The sequence below is a fragment of the Burkholderia sp. LA-2-3-30-S1-D2 genome (assembly GCF_001523915.2).
In the GTDB taxonomy this organism is placed as follows: domain Bacteria; phylum Pseudomonadota; class Gammaproteobacteria; order Burkholderiales; family Burkholderiaceae; genus Burkholderia; species Burkholderia diffusa.
In genome coordinates this window covers 1,096,189-1,115,030 of sequence record NZ_CP013384.1, presented here as the reverse complement: position 1 = coordinate 1,115,030, position 18,842 = coordinate 1,096,189, and the positions used below count along the sequence as shown (strand labels likewise).

17 protein-coding genes are annotated in these 18,842 nt (G+C 69.4%); 6 read left to right on the top strand and 11 right to left on the bottom strand.

The features are described 5' to 3' along the window. Positions 1–10: 10 nt before the first annotated feature. From WS66_RS17815 to WS66_RS17790, 6 genes are all read left to right on the top strand, one after another. A complete protein-coding gene (locus tag WS66_RS17815) occupies positions 11–1,045 on the top strand; it encodes a glycosyltransferase family 4 protein (protein WP_059600414.1) in 1,035 nt (344 codons plus the stop codon). Further along, positions 1,042–1,578: a diacylglycerol kinase gene (locus WS66_RS17810; RefSeq protein WP_059600413.1), complete on the top strand. Its 537-nt coding sequence runs from the start codon at positions 1,042–1,044 to the stop codon at positions 1,576–1,578. The genes WS66_RS17815 and WS66_RS17810 overlap by 4 nt, the downstream gene beginning before the upstream one ends. Before the next feature lie 194 nt (positions 1,579–1,772). Next, complete coding sequence (locus WS66_RS17805; RefSeq protein WP_059600412.1) at positions 1,773–2,528, top strand: TetR/AcrR family transcriptional regulator; 756 nt, start codon at positions 1,773–1,775, stop codon at positions 2,526–2,528. Then, entirely contained in the window at positions 2,525–3,106 is a 582-nt protein-coding gene (locus tag WS66_RS17800; protein WP_059600411.1) for a TIGR00730 family Rossman fold protein, read from the top strand. Before WS66_RS17805 ends, WS66_RS17800 begins: the two co-directional genes overlap by 4 nt. A gap of 22 nt (positions 3,107–3,128) precedes the next feature. Further along, entirely contained in the window at positions 3,129–3,893 is a 765-nt protein-coding gene (locus WS66_RS17795; RefSeq protein ID WP_059600410.1) for an SDR family oxidoreductase, read from the top strand. Positions 3,894–4,122: 229 nt separating this feature from the next. Beyond that, positions 4,123–6,021: an ArnT family glycosyltransferase gene (locus WS66_RS17790; RefSeq protein ID WP_059600457.1), complete on the top strand. Its 1,899-nt coding sequence runs from the start codon at positions 4,123–4,125 to the stop codon at positions 6,019–6,021. A 101-nt stretch (positions 6,022–6,122) separates the two neighbouring features. On the opposite strand, the gene WS66_RS17785 is transcribed toward WS66_RS17790, so the two are convergent. From WS66_RS17785 to kdpB, 11 genes are all read right to left on the bottom strand, one after another. Continuing rightward, positions 6,123–6,740 (bottom strand): DUF924 family protein, encoded by a 618-nt coding sequence (locus WS66_RS17785; RefSeq protein ID WP_059600409.1) that lies wholly within the window; start codon positions 6,738–6,740, stop codon positions 6,123–6,125. Then, a complete protein-coding gene (locus WS66_RS17780; RefSeq protein WP_059600408.1) occupies positions 6,737–7,468 on the bottom strand; it encodes an alanyl-tRNA editing protein in 732 nt (243 codons plus the stop codon). Before WS66_RS17780 ends, WS66_RS17785 begins: the two co-directional genes overlap by 4 nt. A 103-nt stretch (positions 7,469–7,571) precedes the next feature. Continuing rightward, complete coding sequence (locus WS66_RS17775) at positions 7,572–7,982, bottom strand: group II truncated hemoglobin (protein WP_059600407.1); 411 nt, start codon at positions 7,980–7,982, stop codon at positions 7,572–7,574. 42 nt (positions 7,983–8,024) lie between these two features. Further along, the gene (locus WS66_RS17770; protein WP_082728888.1) at positions 8,025–10,529 is read right to left on the bottom strand and encodes an ABC transporter permease; all 2,505 of its coding nucleotides are present in this window, start codon (positions 10,527–10,529) and stop codon (positions 8,025–8,027) included. Positions 10,530–10,636: 107 nt separating this feature from the next. Further along, entirely contained in the window at positions 10,637–11,254 is a 618-nt protein-coding gene (locus tag WS66_RS17765) for a DUF4126 domain-containing protein (RefSeq protein ID WP_059600405.1), read from the bottom strand. A 223-nt stretch (positions 11,255–11,477) separates the two neighbouring features. Beyond that, complete coding sequence (gene sugE, locus WS66_RS17760) at positions 11,478–11,798, bottom strand: quaternary ammonium compound efflux SMR transporter SugE (RefSeq protein ID WP_059600404.1); 321 nt, start codon at positions 11,796–11,798, stop codon at positions 11,478–11,480. A gap of 179 nt (positions 11,799–11,977) precedes the next feature. Continuing rightward, positions 11,978–12,262, bottom strand: coding sequence for a putative hemolysin (locus WS66_RS17755; protein WP_059600456.1), 285 nt, complete (start codon positions 12,260–12,262; stop codon positions 11,978–11,980). 157 nt (positions 12,263–12,419) lie between these two features. After that, entirely contained in the window at positions 12,420–13,118 is a 699-nt protein-coding gene (gene kdpE, locus WS66_RS17750; protein ID WP_059600403.1) for a two-component system response regulator KdpE, read from the bottom strand. Further along, positions 13,111–15,954 carry a sensor histidine kinase gene (locus tag WS66_RS17745; protein ID WP_059600402.1) on the bottom strand — a complete coding sequence of 948 codons (2,844 nt, stop codon included), beginning with the start codon at positions 15,952–15,954 and terminating at the stop codon, positions 13,111–13,113. Before WS66_RS17745 ends, kdpE begins: the two co-directional genes overlap by 8 nt. Positions 15,955–16,100: 146 nt before the next feature. Continuing rightward, on the bottom strand, positions 16,101–16,682 hold the full coding sequence (gene kdpC, locus WS66_RS17740) for a potassium-transporting ATPase subunit KdpC (protein ID WP_059600401.1): 582 nt from the start codon (positions 16,680–16,682) through the stop codon (positions 16,101–16,103). Positions 16,683–16,709: 27 nt separating this feature from the next. Next, the gene (gene kdpB / locus WS66_RS17735) at positions 16,710–18,794 is read right to left on the bottom strand and encodes a potassium-transporting ATPase subunit KdpB (RefSeq protein WP_059600400.1); all 2,085 of its coding nucleotides are present in this window, start codon (positions 18,792–18,794) and stop codon (positions 16,710–16,712) included. Positions 18,795–18,842: the final 48 nt, after the last annotated feature.

Here is an 18,842-nt window from a genome sequence, read left to right as displayed (position 1 = left end):
ACATGCCGCGATGAAGATCATGATCGTCACCGACGCGTGGGAACCGCAGGTCAACGGCGTCGTGCGCACGCTGAAGAGCACCTCCCGCGAACTCACCGCGCTCGGCCACCGGGTCGAAATGCTGACGCCGCTGGAATTCCGCACGGTGCCCTGCCCGACCTACCCCGAGATCCGCCTGTCGATTCTGCCGTACCGCAAGCTGCGCGCCCGGATCGATGCGTTCGCGCCCGACGCGCTGCACATCGCGACCGAAGGCCCGCTCGGCCTGGCCGCGCGACGCTATGCGCGCGCACGCAAGCTGCCGTACACGACCGCGTACCACACGCGCTTTCCTGAATACGTGCAGGCGCGCTTCGGCATTCCGCTGTCGGCGACCTACAAGTTCCTGCACTGGTTCCACGCGCCGTCGCTCGCGGTGATGGCGCCGACCCCGGTCGTGAAGCAGGACCTCGAGAAGTTCGGCTTCACGAACGTCGTGCTGTGGACGCGCGGCGTCGACCTCGACATCTTCCGGCCGATGGAGTCGAAGGTGCTCAATACCGCGCGGCCGATCTTCCTGTACGTGGGCCGCGTCGCGATCGAGAAGAACGTCGAGGCATTCCTGCGCCTCGACCTGCCCGGTTCGAAGTGGGTCGCGGGCGAAGGCCCGGCGCTCGCCGAGCTGAAATCGCGCTATCCGGAAGCGAACTATCTCGGCGTCCTGTCGCAAGCCGAGCTCGCCAAGGTGTATGCTGCGGCCGACGTGTTCGTGTTCCCGAGTCGCACCGACACGTTCGGCCTCGTGCTGCTGGAGGCGCTCGCGTGTGGCACGCCGGTCGCCGCGTACCCGGTCACGGGCCCGATCGACGTACTCGGCGGGGGCGATGCCGGCGCGATGCACGAAGACCTGCAGGAAGCCTGCCTCGAGGCGCTGAAGATCGAACGCGAGACTGCCCGCGCGTGGGCCGAGCGCTTTTCGTGGCGCGCGGCGTCCGAGCAGTTCGCGTCGCATCTGAAACCGCTGCCGAAGACTGCGTACTCGCCCGCCGAAGGTGCCGCCGTTTGAAACGAGACCTGAACGACAAGACCCCGCCCCCTGCCACGACGGCGCAACCACATCGTCCGTTCGACGAAGAAGAGCCGCACGCCGACGCGGACGTGCACCCGCACGAACCGCTCGGCCCCGACGATCGGCTCGCGCCGCTGCCGCCGAACCCGTACAAGCGCCACCGCGGCATCACGCGTGCGTGGTACGCGCTCAAGCATTCGCTGAACGGGTTTCGCGTCGCGATCCGCGAGGAGAGCGCGTTTCGCCAGGAGCTCACGCTCGCCGCGCTGATGCTGCCGATCGGTGCGTTCTCGCCGGTCCCCGCCGCATCGCGCGCGCTGCTGATCGCGTCGGTGCTGCTCGTGCTGATCGTCGAGCTGCTGAATTCGAGCGTCGAGGCCGCGATCGATCGCATCTCGCTCGAGCGCCACGAATTGTCGAAGCGCGCGAAGGATCTCGGCAGCGCGGCGGTCACGGTCGCGCTGTTCGCGTGCGTGACGACGTGGGGCTTCGTGCTCGGCCCGGTGATCGCACGCTGGCTCGGCTTCTAGCGGCATCCGCGGCATCGCCGCCGTGCGGCGGTGCACCATGCACGGGGAACGCGCCGCGATCACGAAATGCGCCCGTTGTCAGGAAACAGCGGTTTATAATCGTCCGCTAGACTTAGAACAGCAACCCGCGCCGGACGAATCTCGCAGCATCGATTGCAGCGCCCGCCAGTCCGGCACACACAGGGCCGGACGACATGGAAGCGAAACCTCCCCGCCGCACCCGCGAACGGATTCTCGAGTTGTCGTTGAAACTCTTCAACGAGATCGGCGAGCCGAACGTCACGACCACGACGATCGCCGAGGAAATGGAAATCAGTCCAGGCAACCTGTACTACCATTTCCGCAACAAGGACGACATCATCAACAGCATCTTCGCGCAGTTCGAGCAGCAGATCGAACGGCGGCTGCGCTTTCCCGAAGATCACCGTCCGACGATCGACGAAACCTGGTCGTACCTGCAGTACATGGCCGACTTCATGTGGACCTACCGGTTCCTGTATCGCGACCTCAACGACCTGCTCGCGCGCAACCGCACGCTCGAGACGCACTTCAAGCAGATCATCAGCCACAAGGTGCGCTTCGCGCACGACATGTGCGAGCTGCTCGTGTCCGACGCCGAAATGGTCGCGACGCCCGCCGAGATCGAGGTCATCGCCACCAACATGGCCGTGATCTCGACGTACTGGCTGTCGTATCAGTACGTGATGCACCCGCGCAAATACAACGACCAGGACGCGATCCGCGAAGAGCTGCACCAGGTGAGCATGCATGTGATCTCGGTCATGGCCCCGTACCTGCGCGGCCGTTCGCGCCAGCTGTTCGACGATCTCGTCTCCGGCAAGCTGCCCAAGCGCCAGTTCACCGACTATCTGCCGCCGCGCGACGGTTCGCCGCGCCCGGCGGGCAGCCCGGTCGCCGCCAAGCCCGCCGCGAAGGATACGAAACAATGAAGGCAGTCTGTGTTTACTGCGGCTCGTCGTCCGGCGTGCGGCCCGTCTATGCGGACGCCGCACGCGCGTTCGGCCGCGCGCTCGTCGATGCGGGCCTCACGCTCGTCTACGGCGGCGGCCGCGTCGGCCTGATGGGCGTGATCGCCGATGAAGTGATGGCGGCCGGCGGCCATGTGGTCGGTGTGATCCCCGAGTTGCTGGTCGACAAGGAAGTCGGCCACACCGGGCTGTCCGAGCTGCACGTCGTGCCCGACATGCACCACCGCAAGAAGATGATGGCCGACCTCGCGGATGCGTTCGTCGCGATGCCCGGCGGCGCCGGCACGCTCGAGGAATTCTTCGAGGTCTATACCTGGGCGCAGCTCGGCTATCACCGCAAGCCCGTCGCGCTGTACAACATCGATTCGTTCTACGATCCGCTGATCGCGCTGCTGCGCCATACGGTCGACGAAGGCTTCATGCGCCCGACCTACTTCGACGCGTTGTGCATCGACGCCGAACCGGTCGCGCTGATCGAACAGTTGCGCCGCTACCAGCCGCCCGTCCGCGACAAGTGGGCGCCGGACGCAGCCAAGTAACGTTTATCGGGAGCCGCACGCGATGCCCGCACCGTCGTCCGAGCGCAAGGCCGTCCTCATCACCGGCGCGAGCCGCGGCATCGGCCGCGCGACCGCCGTGCTCGCGGCCGAGCGCGGCTGGGACGTCGGCATCAACTACGCACGCGACGCGGCGGCAGCCGAACTGACCGCGCAAGCCGTTCGCGACGCCGGCGCTCGCGCGTGCGTCGTGGCCGGCGACGTCGCGAACGAAGCGGACGTCATCGCGATGTTCGACACCGTGGTGGCGGCGTTCGGTCGCCTCGACGCGCTCGTCAACAATGCAGGGATCGTCGCGCCGTCGATGCCGCTCGCCGACATGCCGGTCGACCGGCTGCGGCGGATGTTCGATACCAACGTGCTGGGCGCCTACCTGTGTGCGCGCGAAGCCGCGCGCCGGCTGTCCACCGATCGCGGCGGGCACGGCGGCGCGATCGTCAACGTGTCGTCGATCGCGTCGCGGCTCGGTTCGCCGAACGAGTACGTCGACTACGCGGGCTCGAAGGGCGCGGTCGATTCGCTGACGATCGGCCTCGCGAAGGAACTCGGGCCGCACGGCGTGCGCGTCAACGCGGTGCGGCCCGGCCTGATCGAGACGGATATCCATGCGAGCGGCGGCCAGCCCGGCCGCGCGGCACGCCTCGGCGCGCAGACCCCGCTCGGCCGTGCGGGCGAGGCCCAAGAGATCGCGGAGGCGATCGTCTGGCTGCTCGGCGACACGGCGTCATACACGACGGGCGCCCTGCTCGAAGTCGGCGGCGGCCGGTAATCGCGCCCCAGAAGGCGGAAAAACGGACCGGCTGAAGCGGTCCGTGGTCACGACACCACAAATCTCCACAATACCGTGACCATTTCAGTAAACATCCGTAACAGTTCCGTGCTTTACTAGCGCCAAGCCAAAAACAGCCGGGCATCCGGCTGTCATCTCGCCTTGATGCGACCCTTACTGGGTCCGGCCCATGTCGCCGGACCAGCTTGACCCGACCGAGATCTTTTCCATGCCAGGAACCGCAGCGCCCGGCCGCCGGCGACGCACGTCCGTGCCCGCTTCGGCCACGCACGCCCGATCAGCCGCCGACCCCGACCCCAGCGCGACGCTCCATGCCGCCGGCACGCCTGCCGTGGCCGGCACCGCCGCGACGGACGCCGCCGGCGATCGCGTCGTCCGGCTCGGCTGGCGCGTCTGGCTGCTGGTTGCCGCGCTGGTCTGCGCGTACACGCTGCCGGGCGTGCTCGGCCACGATCCGTGGAAGCAGGACGAAACCTATACGTTCGGCATCATCCAGCACATGCTCGAGACGGGCGACTTCGTCGTGCCGACCAACGCCGGCCAGCCGTTCATGGAAAAGCCGCCGCTTTACGCGTGGGTCGCGACGAGCCTCGCGTGGCTGCTGCAGCGGGTGATGCCACTGCACGACGCGGCACGGCTCGCGAGCGCGCTGTTCGCAGCGCTCGCGTTCGGCTTCATCGCACGCGCGGCACGCAGTGCCAGCCGGGCCGACAGCTGGCTCGACCTGCGCGTGATCGGCCCCGTCGTGCTGAGCGCGAGCACGCTCGTCGTCGTCAAGCACGTGCACGACATGATGACGGACGTCGCGCTGTTCGCGGGCACCGCGATGGGCTTCTGCGGCCTGCTCGAGCTCGTGATGCAGCATGTCGCGCGCGCGCGCCGGATGCGGCATGGGCTGCCGGTGCGGCCGTCCGGCCGCTGGGCCGCGCCGATCTTCGGCGCGGGCGTCGGCATCGCGCTGATGGCAAAGGGTCTGTTCGTGCCGCTCGTGTTCGCGGCCACGCTCACGGGCGCGCTGGTGCTCTACCCTGCCTGCCGTACACGTGCGTTCGCGCGCTCGCTCGGCGTCGCCGCGCTCGTGTTCGCACCGTTCGCGCTCATCTGGCCGACCGCGCTGTTCCTGCGTTCCGAGACGCTGTTCATGACCTGGTTCTGGGACAACAACGTCGGCCGCTTCTTCGGTTTCTCGGTGCCGGAACTCGGCGCGGAAAACGACAAGCCGTTCTTCATCCTGCGTGCGTTCCTGCTGCTCGGCTTCCCGGCCGCGCCGCTCGCGATCGTCGCGCTGGCACGCGGCGCATGGCGCGAGTGGCGCACGCCGCGCATCGCGCTGCCCGTCCTGTTCGCCGGGATTGGCCTCGCGGTACTGCAAGTGTCCGCGACCTCGCGCCAGCTCTACATCCTGCCGTTCTTCGCGCCGCTCGCGCTGGTTGCCGCACAGGCGATCGAGCGCCTGCCGCGCGGGCTGCATCTTGCATGGGATTACCTGAGCCGCCTGCTGTTCGGCACCGTCGTCGCGCTCGCGTGGGGGATCTGGGCAGTGATGGCCGATCCGGGTGTATCGCGTGCAGGCCTCGCGCCGCTCGGCCGATGGCTGCCGCTCGACTGGACGATGCCGATCGTGCCCGGACTTGTGATCGGCGCGCTCGTGTTGACGGCCGGCTGGCTGTGGCTGCTGCCGAAGCTGCGCACGACCGGCCTCTGGCGCGGCGCGCTGTCGTGGGGCGCGGGTGCTGTGGTTGCGTGGGGCCTCGTGTATACGCTATTGCTGCCGTGGCTCGACGTGGCGAAGAGTTACCGGTCGGTATTCGACGACCTGAACGCGCATCTCGCCCTCGAATGGAGCGACGGCGACTGCATGGCGAGCCTGCACGGGCTCGGGGAATCGGAAGCGCCGATGCTGTACTACTTCTCCGGTATCCAGCACACGCCGATCGACGACGCGAAGACGACACGCTGCACGTGGATGATCGTCCAGGGCGTGCGGGCAGTCGATCCGGCGCCGGGCAGCGACTGGAAACTGTTCTGGACCGGCGCTCGCCCGGGCGACGACGAGGAACTGCTGCGCGTCTACGTGCGCACCCCCGAAGAGCACGAAACGCAGTAATGCAGGGCGGCGCCGCGAAACGGCGCCGTCGTCATTTCCGGGAGGCCAGGCAAGCGGCGCTCAAGCGCGCTTTCACGCCCGCCGCCCCACCGCCCCGCACGTCAGAACGACGAGCCCGGCTCGCGCAGGAATGCCGTCTCCGCATCGGTCGACACACGGCCGAGAATCGCGTTCCGGTGCGGAAAACGACCGAAGCGCTCGACCACGGCCGCATGACGCAACGCGAAGTGGTGATAGCTCTCGCACCCGGCCTCGCCGCGAATGCCCGCGCAAAGGCGCACTGCCTCGCGCTGGCTCTCGTCCGACTCGTCATGTTCGAACGGCAGGTACGCAAAGGCGCGGTGATGGCCGCTCGGCAATTGCGCGTCCCACCCTGCCGCCACGACGCGTCGCGCGAGCGCCAGCGCCTTCGAATCGGCGGCGAACGCACGCGGCGTGCCGCGATGAATGTTGCGCGAGAACTGGTCGAGCACCACGATCAGCGCGAGCGCGCCGAGCGGAGTGTCGGCCCAGTGATCGTGGGCGCCGTCGCACGCGGCGTCGAGCAAGGCGCCGTAGCGCGTCCGCAGTACCTCGTCGAACGCCGCACCGCCGTTGAACCACACCTTGCGCGCGTGGCCGAACTCGACCGACCCCGGCTCGCCGAACCAGAAATCGAGAATCTCGCGCGCTTGCGGATCGAGCGCCGCGGCACTGTCCGTCAGGTTTTCGACCGTCATGCAAACTCCAGTACGAGGCGCCGTGTCCGCGCGCTCTTCTTTTCAAGTTTGGCGACCCGCAGGTCGCCGATTTCCGACGTATTGCGCACATGCGTGCCGCCGCACGGCTGCAGATCGACGCCTTCGATGCGCAGCAGCCGCACGCGGCCCAGCCCCATCGGCGGCTTCACGCTCATCGTGCGCACGAGGTCGGGCCGCTCGGCCATCTCGGCGTCGGTGATCCATTCGGTGGTGACCGCATGCGCGCCGTGGACCAGCGCCGCGAGACGGCGCTCGACGTCGACGCGGTCGATCGCATCCGACGTCGCGAAATCGAGCCGCACGTAGTCGGCTGTCACGCTGCAGCCGTCGACCGGGTACGGCAGCACCGCGCACATCAGGTGCGCGGCCGTATGCAGCCGCATGTGCCGGTAGCGGCGCAGCCAGTCGATGTCCGCGACCACGCGCGCGCCGGTGGCGAGCGCCGCGACGCGCGCTTCCTGGCCCTTCGCAGGCACGTGCACGGCATCGTCGGGCGTTGCACCGTCGAACTTCGCCTTGCGCGTGTCGGCGATCGTGATCGTGCTGCCGTCGGGCAGCGTCAGCGTGCCGCTGTCGCCGGCCTGCCCGCCGCCAAGCGGATAGAACACGGTGCGGTCGAGGCGGATGCCGTCATCGTCGACGGCCGCGACGACGGCCTCGCATTGCGTCAGATAGGCATCTTCACGAAACATTGCGTGGGTCGTCATCGGGCGAGCCTCGTATCGATGGGGAAGCGGTCAGTGTCGCGCCGCACGGGCCAGGCGCCCAGACGCAGATCGTCCGGCGTCCGGACAGCGGCGTACCGGTCGATCAACCGGGCCGGTTGCGCATCCAGTCGGCCGTGTCGTAGAACGAATGCATGAGCCGTTCGCGCAGCGGCTCGGCCAACCCGATGTCCTCCATCGCCCACGCCATACAGCGCAGCCACTGATCGCGCTCGACCGACGCAATCGGGAACGGCAGGTGCCGCGCGCGCAGCCGCGGATGGCCGAACCGGCTGATGTAGTGATCGGAGCCGCCAAGCCAGCCGCACAGGAACCAGAACAGCTTGTCGCGCGAGCCGTCGAGCGACGCCGGATGCAGCGCGCGAATCTCCGCGAACTCGGGCTCGAGGTCCATCAGGTCGTAAAAGCGGTCCACCATTTCGCGCACGCGGGCTTCGCCGCCCACGAGCTCGAACGCCGTCGGTTGCAACGGCGCCTCATCATTCACATCGGTCATACGGATAATCGGAAACGGGATAGTCGGGGCCGCCGGCGACGCTCAGGCGTCGCGCAGCGACTGCAGCGCCGGGCGCCGCAACACATTATGCAGGCTCAGCCAGCCGGCCGCACCGGCGCACGCGACGCCGGCCGCGATGCCGGCCGGCACGAGCCACGGATCGACGGCGAGCCGGAAGTCGAACACGCGCGACGCGAGCACCCAGCCAACCGCGATCGCACCGGCCGACGCCAGCGCGCCGGCCAGCGCGCCGACGACGATGAATTCCGCGCGCTGCACGGCATTGATTTGCGCGCGCGACGCGCCGAGCGCGCGCAGCAGCGCAGCCTCGCGCACGCGCTCGTCGCGCGAGCCGGCGAGCGCCGTGTACAGCACGAGCACACCCGCCGCGAGCGTGAACGCAAACAGGAACTGCACCGCGCCGACCACCTGCAGCATCATCCGCTGCAACTGAGCGAGGATCGGTGCAACGTCGATCGCGGTCAGGTTCGGGTAGCGCGCGATCAGCGGATCGAGCAGCGCAGCCTGCTCGGCCGGCAGGTGGAAGCTCGTCAGGTAGACGGCCGGGAAATCCTTCAGCACGGGCGGCGGCATCAGCACGAAAAAGTTGACGCGGAACGAGCCCCAGTCGAGCTTGCGCACGCTGGTGATCGGCGCATCGACCGTCAGCCCCGTCACGTCGAAGCGCAGCGTGTCGCCCGGCTTCACGTTCAGCGTCTTCGCGAGCCCGGCCTCGATCGATATCTGCGGGCTGGCCGAGCGGCCGAACCAGTCGCCGGCGACGATCCGGTTGTCCGACGGCAGCTCGGTCGTATACGACAGGTTGAACTCGCGGTCGACGAGCCGGCGCGCCTCGTCCGACGGATATGCGTCCGGGTTCACCGGCTTGCCGTTGATCGCGACGAGCCGGCCGCGCACCATCGGCGCGGGCACCGCGTCGCGTACGCCGTGCGCGGCGAGCCATGCCGCGACGTCGTCGCGCTGGTCGGGCTGGATGTCGATCAGGAACTGGTTCGGCGCATCGGGCGGCGTCGACTGCCGCCAGCCCGCGACGAGGTCGTTGCGCGTGATCGCGATCAGCAGCAGGCACATCAGGCCCAGCGCGAGCGCGGTGATCTGCAGCGCGCTGGCCGTGCCGCGCCGGTGCAGCGACGCGAGCGCATAGCGCCAGCCGACGCCCGCTGCCACGCGCGCATCGCGCACCGCGCGCGCCGCCGCGTACAGCGCGAGCCGCGCGATCAGCGAGAAGCCGACCAAGGCGCCCGCGAACCCGCCCGCGACGATCAGCCCGAGCTTCAGGTTGCCTGCCGCGACGATCAGCAGCCCCGCGAACAGCACGACGCCGAGCGCGTACAGAGCCCAGGCCGTGCGCGACGCGTCGCCCCAGTCGCGCCGCAGCACGCGTACCGGCGGCACGCGGGTGAGCGGTGCAAGCGGCGGCAGCGCGAAGCCGAGCAGCAGCACGAGCGCGGCGCCGATCCCGACGAGCGCGGGCCAAGGCGTGGGCGGCGGCAGCGCAACGTCGATCAGGCTGCCGAGCGCCGCGAGGAGCGCCCAGTGGCCGGCGTAGCCGAGCACCGCGCCGGCGACGCCCGAGACGATGCCGATGCCGGCGAATTCGAGCGCGAACAGCGCGCCGAGCGTGCGGCGGCTCACGCCGAGGCAGCGCATCGTCGCGCAGCCGTCCAGATGGCGCCGCATGTAGCGCTGCGCGGCCATCGCGATCGCGACCGCCGCGAGCAGCGCGGTGAGGAGCGCGACGAGGGTCAGGAAATGGCGCGCGCGATCGAGCGTCTGGCGCACCTGCGGCTGGCCTTCCTGCAACGATTCGAGACCGACGCCGCGCAGCTTGCCGCCGTCGACGCGCACGTGCGCGTAGGCCTCGAAGCGCGCGACGGCCGGTGTGTCGCCGGCCACGAGCAGCCGGTACGTGACACGGCTGCCGTAACCGGTGAGCCCCGTCGCGGCGAGTTCGTCCGCGCGCATCATCAGCCGCGGCGAGAAATTGACGAACGAGAAACCGCGATCGAGTTCGCGGGAGATCGACGCGGCCACCGTGAACGTGCGCAGCCCGACACGCACGGTGTCCCCCGCCTTCAGATGCAATGCGTCGAGCAGCGCGGGATCGGCCCACACGGTACCGGGCGCGGGAATTGCGGTCGCCTTGTGCGCGGCGGTCGTGCCGGCCGGCACGATCTCGACGGCGCCGCGCAGCGGATACCCGGGCGAGACGGCCTTCACGGCCGCGAGGCGCGCCGGCGCCGCGTCGCTCGCCTGCCCGCCGGCGGCCGATGCGATCATGCTCGGGAAGATCGCGGTCGTCGCGGTACGCAGCCCGAGCGCACTCGCCTCGCGGTCGAACGACGGATCGACGGGATGATCGGCGCGCACGACGAAATCGGCGCCGAGCATCTGGCGCGCGTCGCGCTCGAGCCCCTGGCGCAGCCGATCGGCGAGGAAGCCGACGCTCGTCAGCGCGGCGACCGCGAGCACCAGCGCGAGCACGAGCAGTGTCAGTTCGCCGGCGCGCCAGTCGCGCGCGGTCATCCGCGCGGCCTGGCGAATCAGGTCGTGCAGGCCGAAGCGGCCGGCATGGCCGGGCCGCCCGGCCGGCGACGGGTCAGCGTGCTGCCGCTCGACGGGTGACGGCGCCTTCAATCGCGCTTGCCCCCGATCGAATTGAGCCGCGACACCATGTGGTTCGCCATCCCGCGAAAGCCGCCCGACACGCCGCGCCACAAACGCGGCAGCGCCCAGGCCGACGCCGCGATGAACGCCGCGAGCAGGACGAGGAACGCGAGCGGAACGAAGAACGCGAGTGCGAGGCCGCCGAACACGAGGCCGTCCTCGGTGGACGACGCGACCCAGTTCGAGATCGGCTCGGGAGACAGGTTGATCAGCGCGCGCGTGCCGGCCTTCGCGACGTGGGCGGCACCGGCGAGCGAACCGCCTGCCAGCCCGGCGACCGCGAGCACGGTCGGGTCGGCATGGCCGAGCGCACCGGCGGCCAGCACCGCGCCGGCCGGAATGCGGATGAAGGTGTGCACCGCGTCCCACAGCGAATCGAACGCGGGAATCTTGTCGGCAAGGAATTCGGTGACGGCGAGCACGGCGGCGGCGCCGATGACCCACGGCGACATCAGGACCGCGAGCGTGTCCGGCAGATGGAGCCAGCCGACCCGCGCAAGCACGCCGGCGATCAGCACCGTCAGGTAAAGGCGCAGCCCGCTCGCCCACGCGAGCCCCGCGCCGAGCGAAATGGCCTCGATCATGGCCCTCTCCTTGCACTTTTCCGTGCGCTTTGCCGATTGATCGGATCGAGTCGGTACGACCGGCCGCGCGGCGCATGGCGACCGGCGCCGCGTGCCGAGAACGGCACGGCGACATTCAGGCCCGAATCCGTTCCATTATAGACAGGCTGGCAGGAGGGCCGCCGCAATTCCGCAGTGCGTCACGGCCGGGCGCGGACGCCGGCCGGCGCCCGGCGCGTTGGCGTCAGGCAGCCGACGACAGCTTCAGGCCGATCAGCCCGAGCACGATCAGCGACGCGCTCGCGACGCGGGCGGCGGTGAGCGCCTCGCCCATCATCACGATCCCGAACACGAACGCGCCGACCGCGCCGATCCCCGTCCACACCGCATACGCGGTGCCGAGCGGCAACTGGCGCATCGCGACCGCGAGCAGCCCGAAGCTGGCGAGCGCCGTCACGATCGTAAACACCGACGGTCCGAGCTTCGTGAAACCCTCGGACGATTTCATGCCGGCCGCCCAGGCCACTTCCAGCAAACCGGCAATCAACAACAATACCCACGCCATCTCGACGTACTCCGGATCGGATGGGGCCGTCCCCGTTGAAGCGAATGACCCGGGGTCGTCCCCGGGCGGCGCCGAGTATAACAAGACGCTTACAGGCATGCCGGATGCACCGGCCTCGGGGGCGAACGGGGGTCGGGCCGGCGCATGGCGCGGCCACGCCCGCCCTGCCGCGCCCGGTCTCAGTTCGACACGCGCCTGGCGCCGCCACCGCCGACGCAGCGGTCGTCGCGGTACAACGCCCATTCGTCGCACACGCGGCCGTCCTTGAACACGCACATGCCGACCTGCCCGCTCGGCAGGTTGCGGATCACGTGGCGGCCGCCGAGCTTTTCGCAATTGACTGACGCGGGATTGGCCAGCGCCTGCTGCGGGGCCGAAGGCTGCTGCCCGGGCGGCAGCGGCTGCGCGAACGCGCCGGGCGCGGCAAGCGCCAGCGCACTGATGACGACGAGACGGACGGACATGGCACGCTCCTCGGTTTCGTTCGCAGAACGATCAGCATAGCGGGGAATCCGTGGCCGGTGTGCGCGGCCGGCGCATGCGGCCGCAATGTCGCGCCGATGCAACTTCACCGGCTTGCGGCCTTGCATTCGGGCCGCATCACGCGGCATGCCGCGGACGTCACGCAGCGCCGACGAGCCGGTAGCCGACGCCCGTTTCGGTAATGATGTGCTCGGGCTGCGCAGGATCGCGCTCGAGCTTCTGGCGCAGATGCGCCATGTAGATCCGCAGATAGTGATGGCTCTCGACGTGCGACGGCCCCCATACGTCGCGCAACAGTTGACGGTGCGTGAGCACGCGCCCCGCATGCCGCACGAGCGTCGCGAGCAGCCGGTATTCGAGCGGCGTCAGGTGCACGATCTCGCCGTCGCGCCACACCTGGCGCAGCGCGAGATCGACGGTCACGCCGCCGAAGCCCACCTTCGGCGATTCGTTCGCACCGCCCTGGTTGCGCCGGCGCAGTTGCGCACGGATCCGCGCGCGCAGCTCGGACACGCCGAACGGCTTGGTCAGGTAGTCGTCTGCGCCCGCGTCGAGCGCGGCGACCTTCTCCTCTTCCTGCGCGCGCGCGGACAGCACGATCACCGGCACCTCGGACCAGCCGCGCAGCTCGCGGATCACGTCGAGGCCGTCGGTGTCGGGCAGGCCGAGATCGACGATCACGAGATCGGGCTTGCGGGTCGCCGCGTCGATCAGCCCCTGCTTGCCCGTCTCCGCCTCGAACACGGCGATGTCCTCCTCTTCGAGCGCGGCGCGCACGAAGCGGCGGATCTGTTTCTCGTCCTCGATCAGGACGACGGTCAGGCTCGGTTCACTCATGGTCTGGCAATGGCTCGGAGGGGGACGATGCGCCGGGCACGTCGATTTCGTCGTCGGGTACGGCAGGCACGGCCGGCGGCGTGTCGACCGGCAGCGTGAACCAGAAGCGCGCGCCCGTCACGCGGCCGTCGGGCGCGGTACGGTTGAGCGCGCCGATTTTACCGCCATGCGCCTCGACGATCGCGCGGCAGATCGCGAGGCCGAGCCCGATGCCCGGCGTCGCCGATTCCTTCTCGCCGCGCGTGAACTTGTCGAAGATCCGCGTTTCCATGCCGGCCGGCAGGCCCGGGCCGTGATCGTCGACGTGCACGCGCACGAACGGCTGGCCGTCGTCGGTCACGCGCTCGGCGCCGATGTCGATCGACGTATCGGGCGGCGTGTATTTCGCGGCGTTCTCGAACAGGTTGGTGAACAGCCGCTCCATCAGCACCGCGTCCATCTGCAGGAGCGGCAGGTCGGCCGGCAGCGACACGCGCGCGGGATGCCGCGCGAGCACGCGCTTGCACGCGGCGAGCGCGGCGCCGACGGTTTCCTCGAGCAGCGACCACTGGCGCTTGAGCTGCAGGCTGCCGGCCTGCAGCCGCGCCATGTCGAGCAGGTTCGTGACGATGCCCGTCATCCGCAGCGCCTCGTCGTGGATCGCGTCGACGAGTTCGCCCTCGCGCTGCGCGAAACGTTCGGCTGCCGCCGCGTCGCCGCCCTGCGCGGCCGCGCGCCCGTTCGCGAGCATCGACGAGAAGCCGACGATCGTCGTGAGCGGCGTGCGCAGATCGTGCGAGATCGCCGACAGCAGCGAGTTGCGCAACCGCTCGGATTCCATGTTGACGAGCGCGTCGCGCGCGATCTCGACGTAGTGCACGCGCTCGAGCGCGAGCGCGATCTGCGCGGCGAACGCATCGAGCATCCGCAACTGCTCGGGCACCTCGAGCTCACGCGGGTCGCGCGACGCGACCGCGAGCACGCCGCGCGTGCGCATCGGCGCCTTCAGCGGCAGGTACAGCGCGGCGGTCGCGGGCAGCGTGTCGGTGCCGCGGCCGGCCGGCTTCTGCTGGTCGTACACCCACTGGCCGACGTCGCTGTCGAGATCGGCGCCCGTCAGCGTGACGGCCGCATCGGGCTCCTCGATCTTCTGCCGCACCTTGTCCGCGCTGTCGGGGAGCAGGAACGCCACGCGCGCGCGGAACACCTCGCCCACGTGGCGGCTGCCGATCTCGACGATCTGCTCGGTCGTCAACGCCGCGCCGAGCTCGCGCGCCATCGCGTAGATCGCGCCGGTGCGGCGCTCGCGGCGCTGCGCGATGCTCGCCTGGCGCGTCAGCGTCGACGTCAGGTGGCTGATCACGAGCGACGTCAGCAGCATCCCGAAGAAGGTCAGCAGGTACTGCGTGTCGCTGACCGAGAACGACATGCGCGGCGGCACGAAGAAGAAATCGAACGCGGCGACCGACAGGAACGACTGCAGCACGCCCGGGCCGCGCCCGAGCCGCACGGCCGAGAACACGACGCCGAGCAGGTACAGCATCACGAGGTTCGTCAGGTCGAGCCGCTCGGACACGATGCTCGCGACGCCGGTGATCGCCGCGCAGATCGCGGCCGCGTACAGGTAGTGACGCGGCGGCGATCGCCGCATGCCGAATTGCGCGAACGCGTCGCGCCAGTCGCGTGCGCGCGCGTCGAGCGGCGCCGCGCGCACTTCGTCGCTCGCCGACGCACGGATCAGCATCAGGTCGACGTCGCCCGCACGCTCGGCGAGCTTTTCGCCGAATGGCCGCGCGAAGCGGCGCGCGAGCCCGACCTTCGGCGAGCCGCCCGCAACGAGCTTCGACACGTTGCGCACCTTCGCATAGCCGATCAGCGCGGTGACCGCGTCGTCGCCGGCGAGCGTGGCCGTCTCCGCGCCGAGCTCGACCGCGAGCTTCAGCGCGTCGAGCGTGCGCTGCCGCCGCGCGTCGGGCAGCCGCTGCAGGCGCGGCGTCTCCACATAGACGGCGATCCAGTCGGCCTTCAGGCTCGCGGCGAGCCGCGCGGCCGCGCGCACGAGCGTCGGCGCCTCGGGGCCGGGCCCGACGCACACGAGCAGCCGCTCGCGCGCCTGCCAGATGCGCTGAATCGAACGGTCGGCGCGGTATTCGCGCATCTGCGCGTCGACGCGGTCTGCCGTGCGCCGCAGCGCCAGTTCGCGCAGCGCGATCAGGTTGCCCTTGCGGAAGAAATTGCGCACCGCGCGCTCGGCCTGCTGCGCGAGATACACCTTGCCGTCGCGCATCCGCGCGAGCAGTTCCTCGGCCGGCAGGTCGACCAGCGTGACCTCGTCGGCCGCGTCGAACACGCGGTCGGGCACGGTCTCCCACACGCGGATGCCGGTGATCGCGCCGACCACGTCGTTCAGGCTTTCGAGATGCTGGACGTTGACGGTGGTGTACACGTCGATGCCCGCGTCGAGCAGTTCGTAGACGTCCTGCCAGCGCTTCAGGTGACGCGCGCCCTGCACGTTCGAATGCGCGAGTTCGTCGACGAGGATCAGTTGCGGCGCACGCGCAAGCGCGCCGTCGAGATCGAATTCGGCGAGCGTGCGGCCGCGATAGTCGATGCGCGCGAGCGGCAGCACGTCGAGGCCGTCGAGCAGCGCGGCGGTTTCGCCGCGGCCGTGGGTCTCGACGATGCCGACGACGACGTCGACACCATCCTGCAGCCGCTGGCGCGCGGCCTGCAGCATCGCGTAGGTCTTGCCGACGCCGGCGGACGCACCGAAGAAGATCTTGAGCTGGCCGCGCCGCTGCTTTTCTTCGTCTCGCTGCAGCTTGTCGAGGAGTTGGTCGGGATCGGGGCGGTTCATGCGTCAGGAAGGCGAAGCGCGGGATTGCGAACGAGTACCGTCATTGTTGTTCCAAATCGCCGCAAAAGGCAAAGACGGCGCATGCGCCGTCGGAAAAACCGTCCGACGCGAATCGGGCCGCGCCGGACGTGGGTTGTCGCCTACGCTCAGTGCGCGGCCTGGGCCGCGTCGAGCGCGAGATTCAGCTTCAGCACGTTCACGCGCGGCTCGCCGAGCACGCCGAACTGGCGGCCCGTCGTGTTCGCGGCGACGAGTTGCGCAACCGCATCGGCCGTCAGGTTGCGTGCCTTCGCGACGCGCTCGACCTGGTACGCGGCGGCGGCCGGCGTGATCTCCGGATCGAGGCCGCTCGCCGACGCCGTCACGAGGTCGACGGGCACGGGTTTCGACATGTCGGTGCCCGCGTCGCGCAACGCGGCGATGCGCGCCTTCACCTGGTCGGCGAGCGACGGGTTCAGCGGGCCGAGGTTCGAGCCGCCGGAGCCGGTCGCGTTGTACGGCATCGGCGACGTGGCCGACAGCCGGCCCCAGAAATACTTCGGCGCATCGAACGGCTGGCCGATCAGCGCGGAGCCGACCGCCTTGCCGTCCTTCTCGATCAGGCTGCCGTTCGCCTGCGACGGGAACACGGCCTGGCCGAACACGGTCATCACGGCCGGATAGGCGAGACCCGTCACGACGGTCAGTACGACGAAGATCACGACGAGCGGGCGAATCAACGATTTCATGATGGTTCTTCCTTCAGGTACGGCGCATCAGGCCCAGCCGAGCGCGGCGAGCGTCATGTCGATCAGCTTGATGAACGGGAACGGCAGCAGCACGCCGCCGAGGCCGTACACCAGCAGGTTGCGGCGCAGCAGCGACGCGGCGCCGAGCGGCCGGTAGGTGACGCCCTTCAGCGCGAGCGGAATCAGCGCGACGATGATCAGCGCGTTGAAGATCACCGCCGACAGGATCGCCGACGCCGGAGACGTCAGATGCATGATGTCGAGCACGCGCAGTTGCGGGTACGTCGTCACGAACGCGGCCGGGATGATCGCGAAATACTTCGCGATGTCGTTCGCGATCGAGAACGTGGTCAGCGAGCCGCGCGTCATCAGCATCTGCTTGCCGATCTCGACGATCTCGATCAGCTTCGTCGGGTTCGAGTCCAGGTCGACCATGTTGCCGGCTTCCTTCGCCGCCTGCGTGCCGGTGTTCATCGCGACCGCCACGTCGGCCTGCGCGAGCGCCGGTGCGTCGTTGGTGCCGTCGCCCGTCATCGCGACGAGGCGCCCCGCCGCCTGGTGCTCGCGGATCGTCGCGAGCTTGGTTTCCGGCGTCGCTTCCGCGAGGAAGTCGTCGACGCCCGCTTCCGCCGCGATCGCCGCGGCGGTGAGCCGGTTGTCGCCCGTCACCATCACGGTCTTGATGCCCATCTTGCGCAGTTCCGCGAAGCGCTCCTTGATGCCGCCCTTCACGATGTCCTTCAGCTCGATCACGCCGAGCACACGCGCCACGCCGTCATGCAGGTCGGCCACGACGAGCGGCGTGCTGCCGCGGCGCGCGACGTCGTCGACCGCGCGGCGCACTTCTTCCGGAAAGCGGCTGCCGTGCGTCTCGACGTAGCGGCGGATCGCATCGGCCGCGCCCTTGCGGATTTCACGACCGGGCAGATCGACACCGCTCATCCGCGTCTGCGCGGAGAAGCCGATGAACGTCGCATGCAGTTGCGCCATGTCGCGCTGGCGGATGTTGAAGCGTTCCTTCGCGAGCACGACGATGCTGCGGCCCTCCGGCGTTTCGTCGGCGAGCGACGACAGCTGCGCAGCGTCGGCCAGCGCTTCCTCGGTCACGCCCGGCGCGGGCACGAACATCGACGCCTGGCGGTTGCCGAGCGTGATCGTGCCGGTCTTGTCGAGCAGCAGCACGTCGACGTCGCCGGCCGCTTCGACCGCGCGGCCCGACGTCGCGATCACGTTCGCCTGCATCATCCGGCTCATCCCGGCCACGCCGATCGCCGACAGCAGCCCGCCGATCGTCGTCGGGATCAGACACACGAGCAGCGCAACGAGCACGGTGATCGTCACCACGTGGCCGGCCTTCATCGCCTCGACCGAGAACATCGAGAACGGCAGCAGCGTCGCGGTCGCGAGCAGCATCACGATCGTCAGCGCGACGAGCAGGATCGTCAGCGCGACCTCGTTCGGCGTCTTCTTGCGCTTCGCGCCTTCGACCATCGCGATCATCCGGTCGAGGAATGCCTCGCCGGGGTTCGCGGTGACCTTCACGACGATCCAGTCGGACAGCACGCGCGTGCCGCCCGTCACCGACGAGAAGTCGCCGCCCGATTCGCGGATCACCGGCGCGGATTCGCCGGTGATCGCCGATTCGTCGACCGATGCGACGCCCTCGACGACTTCGCCGTCGGCCGGGATCACGTCGCCGGCCTCGACCAGCACGACGTCGCCACGACGCAGGTCGGACGCGGTCATGATGCGGATCGGCGACTTCGGATGCGGCTCGTTGAGCTTCTTCGCCATCACGTCCTTCTTCGCGCTGCGCAGCGATGCGGCCTGCGCCTTCGAGCGCCCTTCGGCGAGCGCTTCGGCGAAGTTCGCGAACAGCACCGTGAACCACAGCCACAGCGCGATCGCGAGGATGAAGCCCGCCGGCGCCTCGGCCTGGCCGGCGAGCGCCGCGATCCACAGGATCGTGGTCAGGATGCTGCCGACGTACACGCAGAACATCACCGGGTTGCGGAACTGCGTGCGCGGCGTGAGTTTCTTGAACGAATCCACGATCGCCGGGCGCAGCAGCGCCGGATCGAACATGGACCGTGTTGCGGAATGTTGAGTCATTGCGATCTCTTCAATCTCTTCAGTCTTTGCAAGGTGTCGCCATGCGGG